The organism is Clostridium sp. AM34-11AC, assembly GCF_003435375.1.
Lineage (GTDB): Bacteria > Bacillota > Clostridia > Lachnospirales > Lachnospiraceae > Pilosibacter > Pilosibacter fragilis.
Genome location: NZ_QWGL01000036.1, coordinates 22,720 through 28,719, shown reverse-complemented (window position 1 = coordinate 28,719; position 6,000 = coordinate 22,720). Strand labels below are relative to the sequence as shown.

Below are 6,000 nucleotides of genomic sequence, written 5' to 3'. Positions count from 1 at the left end.
TTTTTAGCCACAAGTGTTACAAAAAAGCTTGACCACAACACCGGACGGCTGGTTTGTCCGGGAGGACGGAAGCTGGGATGAGAAGCGGTAATGATACCGAAATCAAGCTCCCATGAAAATTGAAGAAAGACAGGAAAAGGTCGGCACGGGAAATGTGCCGACCTTTTTTCGGATGCAAATCCCCGGAAAACACTTGCAATCCGGCCATTTTCTGATATACTAAACTACATTAACGCTTTATTAAACTAATATAGCAGACTAAAATGAGAGGAAGTATGAAAAATGAATGGAGCGATCATCGGTGTTTTTCTTGTGATCATTGCCTATCTGGTGATGATGCTGGCAATCGGTTTCTTCTATTCTAAAGGGAACAATGACTCCAGCGATTTCTATCTTGGCGGAAGAAAATTAGGTCCTTTTGTGACGGCCATGAGTGCGGAGGCATCGGATATGAGCAGCTGGCTGCTGATGGGACTGCCGGGAGTGGCTTATCTCAGCGGTATCTGTGACGCATCCTGGACTGCGATCGGACTTGCCATCGGTACCTATTTAAACTGGCTGATCGTGGCGAAACGCATCAGGAGATACAGCGCAAAGACGAATTCGATCACACTGCCGGATTTCTTTGCAAACAGGTATTGCGATGACTCGAAACTGTTATTGGGAATTTCTGCAATTTTTATTATTATCTTTTTTGTCCCGTATACAGCGTCCGGATTCGCGGCATGTGGAAAACTGTTCTCCACATTATTCGGAATTCCGTATACGGCGGCTATGCTGATTAGTGCTGTCGTCATTGTCGGTTACACGGCACTCGGTGGATTTATGGCAGCGAGCTTTACGGATCTGATCCAGAGTATTGTTATGACGATCGCGCTTGTCCTTGTGGTATGTTTCGGTGTATCCATGAGCGGCGGAGTTCAGAATGTTCTTGAAAATGCGAAAGAACTGCCGGGCTTTTTATCATTAACAGCTACATATAACAGCGAGGCAGGAACCGCTTCCTCTTATGGAACCATAACAACCGTCTCTACTCTTGCCTGGGGGCTTGGTTACTTTGGAGTTCCGCATGTGCTTCTCCGCTTTATGGCGACGGAAAGCGAGGAGAATATATCACTTTCCAGACGAATCGCGACGGTATGGGTCGTAATCTCTATGGCAGTTGCGATCTTTATCGGCGTTGTCGGTTACAGTCTCTCAAAGAATGGCGTGATGGCAGAGTTAAAGGGATCCGCTTCGGAGACGATCATCATTCAGGTTGCGACACTCTTAAGCCAGCATGGATTCCTCGCGATCGTGGGTGCGGGAATCACACTTGCCGGAATCTTAGCCTGCACGATGTCTACCGCAGATTCCCAGCTTCTTGCTGCATCTTCCGCTGTTTCTGAGAACCTGTTAAAGGGGATGTTTGGCGTAAACCTTACGGAGAAGAGAACGATCCATGTTGCCCGGGCGACGGTCCTCTTTATCGCAGTGATCGCAGTATTTTTGGCAGGAAATCCGGACAGCTCCGTATTTGGAATCGTGTCCTTTGCGTGGGCTGGATTTGGCGCTGTATTCGGACCGGTGGTCCTTGCGGCATTATTCTGGAAACGTTCCAACAGGAACGGTGCTCTTGTCGGCATGATCGCAGGCGGAGTCATGGTATTTGTATGGAAATACTGCGTTCGCCCGTTGGGCGGTGCATGGAATGTGTATGAGCTTCTTCCGGCGTTTATCATTGCAATGCTCTGTCTGATTGTTGTCAGCCTTGCGACCGATGAGCCGTCAAAGGAGATCCAGGAGGAGTTTGAGGAAGTAAGAGCAGGAAAATAATTGTTACTGTACACGGGTAGGAATTTTCTGAACTGAAAATTCCGTACAATACAGTGGTGGTAGTGGATTTTGCCGATTTGGAATGCGAAGCATCGGCAAAATCAGTTACTGTTTGCGCAAGGCGTGAACAGTAACAAATAATTGCCGGAACAGATCAGTGAAATCGGAAGAAAAGACTGGAAAATTCAGGCGAAAAGAACTATAATACGCATTAAGAGACCTGACAAGTAGGTTTTTGTCAGGCCTTTTTCCTTATAAGAATACTGCAGTGAATTTATGGGATAAAAGAAAAGGAGATTGTGGATAATGGACGAATTACAGAAGAAAATTGTGGATTATGTAGAGGCAAACGGCAAGACATATCAGCAGATCGCTTTGGAGATCCATGAGAAGCCGGAGGTCAGCAATTATGAGTTTTTCGCTTCCAAGCGTCTTGCAGATCAGATTAAGAGCGTGGGATTTGAAGTAGAGATGCCGGCGGCAGGTCACAGAACCGGTTTTGCGGCGAGCTATAAATCCGGGAAACCCGGTCCGGTCATGGTTTTCCTTGCGGAGTACGATGCCCTTGTAGGACTTGGACATGGCTGTGGACATAACCTGTTTGGAGCAACTTCTTCTCTGGCGGCTGCGGCGTTAAAGAGCGTGATCGATGAGGTCGGCGGAGAGGTCCGCCTCTACGGAACACCTGGAGAGGAAGGCGGAGAAAACGGAAGTGCGAAGGGAAGCTTTGTCCGCGAGGGATATTTCAAGGACGTTGACGCGGCTCTTTCCGCACATCCGGGTGTGGGACATCGCCTTACAGAAAAAACACTTGGATGTGTTCCGATCGATATTGAATTCTGGGGTAAGGCGTCTCATGCGGCTGCGGCACCGGAGCAGGGAATCAATGCTTTAGACGCGCTGATCCAGACCTATAACTCCATCAATGCTCTTCGCCAGCATCTGAGTGATGATGTGCGGATTCACGGGATCATCGTAAACGGCGGACAGGCACCGAACACGGTACCGGATTACGCGGCAGCAAAATTTTATCTGCGGGCTGCTGCAGCTTCCACATTAAAGGATGTTTACGCTAAGGTAGAGCGGATCGTGGAAGCCTCCGCGATGGCAATGGGCGCAAAGGGCAGCATGAAGCCGTATCAGAACTGGGTAGAAAATATGGTTCCGACACCATCCTTTGATGCGGTTTATGCGAAGAATCTGGAATTGTTTGGAGAGACTGCAGATCCGGCAGGAGAGCGCCTTATGGGGTCGACAGATATCGGAAATGTATCCCAGGTCGTTCCGGCGATCCAGCCGACCATCAATATCAGCGACGAGCCGATCAAGGGCCACAGTAAAGAGATGGTTGCGGCGGCATGCTCACAGAAAGGACTGGATTCGATCCTTCTCGGTGCAAAGGTTCTTGCATTTACAGCCCTTGATCTGATCCGTGAGCCGGAGACGTTAAAAAAGATCAAGGAAGAACATGCCTATGAGGTAGAGCATCAGGCAGACTGATCGAGGAGAAAAATATTATGAAATATCTGATCATCGGTGCAGGAGGCACCGGAGGAATTCTTGGTGCCTATATGACAAAGGCGGGAAAAAACGTGACGCTGATTGCGAGAAATGCTCATCTTGCCGCTATGAAGGAACATGGACTTACCGTCCGCCATCTCTGGGATGAAACTGTGGAGACGATCCCAGTGCAGGCGGAGAATATGGAATCTTATGAGAAAAAGATCGAGACAGCAGGGGAGGAAGAAAAGCCGGATGTGATCCTCGTGTGTGTCAAGGGATATTCCCTGGACAGCACGGTGCCTTTTATCCGGAAGATCGCAAAGAAGAGCACGATTGTGATCCCGGTCCTCAATATCTATGGAACGGGAAGCCGCCTGCAGGAAAAGCTCCCGGGAATTCTTGTAACAGACGGCTGTATTTATGTGTCCGCGAATATCGAGGAACCGGGTGCCCTTGTGCAGCACGGAAAGATCCTGCGGGTCGTATTTGGCGTCAAGGAAAAGGGCGAGTTCCAGGAAGAACTTAAGGAGATTGCGAAGGACTTTAACGACAGCGGAATATCCGGAGAACTCTCTGAAAATATCCGCCGGGATGCCCTGGAAAAATTCTCCTATGTATCCCCGATCGGTGCTGCAGGCCTTTACTATCATGCCACAGCGGCAGATTTTCAGAGAGAGGGCGAGGAGCGCGAGGCGTTCAAGGCGATGATCCGCGAGATCATGGCGTTGGCGGAGGCGATGGGGGTTCCGTTTGAGAGAGACTATGTGAAAGTCAACCTTGAGATCTTATCCCATCTCGCACCGGAGTCCACGACATCCATGCAGAGAGATGTGATGGAAGGAAAGCAGTCAGAGATCGATGGGCTCGTATATGAGGTGGTCCGCATGGGCGAGAAGTACCATGTTCCGATGCCAGTGTATAAGAAGATTGCGGATGAGCTGAAAGAAAGATAAAGAATACTTGCAAAAGGTGGATGAACTGAAAGAAAAATAACAGAAATTCAAAAGCGAATAGAATCGTATAAAAATACTGCGTGCAGATTAATTTTGCAGGCAGCATTTTTTTGCGTGTGCCTTGCGGCGCACGTTTCTAAGTATGATGAACTTACCGCCAGTCTGCGTTGAAAGTCCACAAGGGGTGTTGCGATTGCCGACACCCCCAAAGTTTATATCGTGAGACATAGTATTGTTATCGATAAAAGTCATAACTGTTATTGAAAAAATGATAATTACAATTCTTGAAACATCCAAGTTAATTCTTTAATGAACTCTTTGGCAATAGGAGAAAGCGTATAGTCTTCATGTCGGATCCAGCCAATTTCAGAAGTAATTGTGCATCCATCAATTAGAAAAGAACGTAAATTTTTGGGAGTTTCTATTTTCCGGTAGCCCTGTTTTAAATCAGAAGACACATAATAAGCATCTGTATGTTCAAGAGTATCATAAATAATAGCACGGGATCCAGCAATAATACGATTTTTGTTTTCTGGGATTCCTAAGCGGGAAAAAATATCAGAAAATGGTCCGGAATGTAAATTAGGGTGAACAACCATAGGATAATCTGCCAGCACAGATGCGGGAATAGAATCTTTTTTTTGATAGTTATACAATTATGTATGCATTGCTCGCAAGAGAGATTATGAACGCTCTTGGAGAAAAGGGGGAACGAATCGTCCGCGAAGCAACGAGGCGATATGGCAAAGACCGTGGTCGAACTCGAAGAGAAAAGCATGAGGCACTGGGTGTAAAAATTAATATGCATAGTCTGTTTGCCGTATGCAGTGATCTGCCGTCAGATCCGAGATTTCGCAGGGATCGCTTGAAATTGACAGATGAAGAAAGAAATTCACATACACTTGTTTGCCCGATGGCAGAAGTTTGGGATCAATATGATGCAAGAAGAATAGGAAGAATTTATTGTGAAGAATTTCATCGCGCATGCTATCAGGAATATGCATTTGGTCTGACTCAGGTTAATCTGGCACAGACCCTGACACAAGATGGGGATGGCTATTGCGATTTCCACGTTGTTTTGAGAAAGGCAAATGTTCCGTCCGACAAGAAAGCGAAGTGTTTTGCGGAATATGATCCAGGTTATAAGGTCCCTCAGATTGACGGTTCAGCTGAAGCAGGTAAATCGGGATTCTCTTCATTATGTGTAAGAGTTTACTATTATATGTTGGAAGTTTTATATGAGGAATGTCCAGATCAGGCGGTAAAAGTAATGACAAAGGCACTTCATGTATGGGCGGAGGATGCTGCAGAACATTTAATACAGGAGTCAACGGAAATGCATCAAAAGCTTAGCAGAGAATTTGCAGATAAACATTTTCCATTATATGTTAATATGGATGATGATCCACTGTGGAATAAGTATGACCGTTATGGTGCTAAAGAACTGTTGAAAACAGAATTTTATAAGAATTTTTTTGAAAGATTAGGAATTTAAAAATAGGACTGGCAAAAAGCATTACGGTGTTTTGCCAGTCCTTTTTCTGCGTAGCCGGAGATCACGGAAAGTGGGGAGCGGAGCTCAGGGGAGACATTGGCGATGACTTCCTTTCGAAGAACATCGACGCGGGCGGAAAAATCATTTTCTGCGAGCCGGTCCACCGTGTGCTTGATTGCAAAGATCGGCTTTGTGAAATATTCGGAGTTTCCGGCGGTGGCGGGGCACCGGCCG

At 46.8% G+C, this 6,000-nt stretch carries 5 protein-coding genes; 4 read left to right on the top strand and 1 reads right to left on the bottom strand.

All coding sequences use genetic code 11. The features are described 5' to 3' along the window. The first annotated feature begins 282 nt into the window (after nucleotides 1-282). The 3 genes from DW826_RS15340 to DW826_RS15330 all read left to right on the top strand — a co-directional run bounded on the left by DW826_RS15340 (nucleotide 283) and on the right by DW826_RS15330 (nucleotide 4,271). Entirely contained in the window at nucleotides 283-1,815 is a 1,533-nt protein-coding gene (locus DW826_RS15340; protein WP_117553142.1) for a sodium/proline symporter, read from the top strand. A 306-nt stretch (nucleotides 1,816-2,121) separates the two neighbouring features. Next, nucleotides 2,122-3,315, top strand: a complete 1,194-nt coding sequence (locus tag DW826_RS15335) for a M20 family metallopeptidase (RefSeq protein WP_117471117.1) — start codon at nucleotides 2,122-2,124, stop codon at nucleotides 3,313-3,315. A 17-nt stretch (nucleotides 3,316-3,332) separates the two neighbouring features. Then, nucleotides 3,333-4,271 carry a 2-dehydropantoate 2-reductase gene (locus tag DW826_RS15330; protein ID WP_117553141.1) on the top strand — a complete coding sequence of 313 codons (939 nt, stop codon included), beginning with the start codon at nucleotides 3,333-3,335 and terminating at the stop codon, nucleotides 4,269-4,271. 275 nt (nucleotides 4,272-4,546) lie between these two features. Here DW826_RS15330 and DW826_RS18115 read toward each other — a convergent pair whose 3' ends face one another. Further along, nucleotides 4,547-4,927: a hypothetical protein gene (locus DW826_RS18115; RefSeq protein WP_181968092.1), complete on the bottom strand. Its 381-nt coding sequence runs from the start codon at nucleotides 4,925-4,927 to the stop codon at nucleotides 4,547-4,549. Nucleotides 4,928-4,956: 29 nt separating this feature from the next. On the opposite strand from DW826_RS18115, the gene DW826_RS15325 reads away from it, so the two are divergent. Further along, nucleotides 4,957-5,766: an L-2-amino-thiazoline-4-carboxylic acid hydrolase gene (locus DW826_RS15325; RefSeq protein ID WP_181968091.1), complete on the top strand. Its 810-nt coding sequence runs from the start codon at nucleotides 4,957-4,959 to the stop codon at nucleotides 5,764-5,766. Nucleotides 5,767-6,000: the final 234 nt, after the last annotated feature.

Bases quoted from the DNA above. Each gene is read 5' to 3' on its own strand.
- DW826_RS15325 (WP_181968091.1), top strand. From the start codon at position 4,957: ATGAACGCTCTTGGAGAAAAGGGGGAACGAATCGTCCGCGAAGCAACG.
- DW826_RS15335 (WP_117471117.1), top strand. From the start codon at position 2,122: ATGGACGAATTACAGAAGAAAATTGTGGATTATGTAGAGGCAAACGGC.
- DW826_RS15340 (WP_117553142.1), top strand. From the start codon at position 283: ATGAATGGAGCGATCATCGGTGTTTTTCTTGTGATCATTGCCTATCTG.
- DW826_RS15330 (WP_117553141.1), top strand. From the start codon at position 3,333: ATGAAATATCTGATCATCGGTGCAGGAGGCACCGGAGGAATTCTTGGT.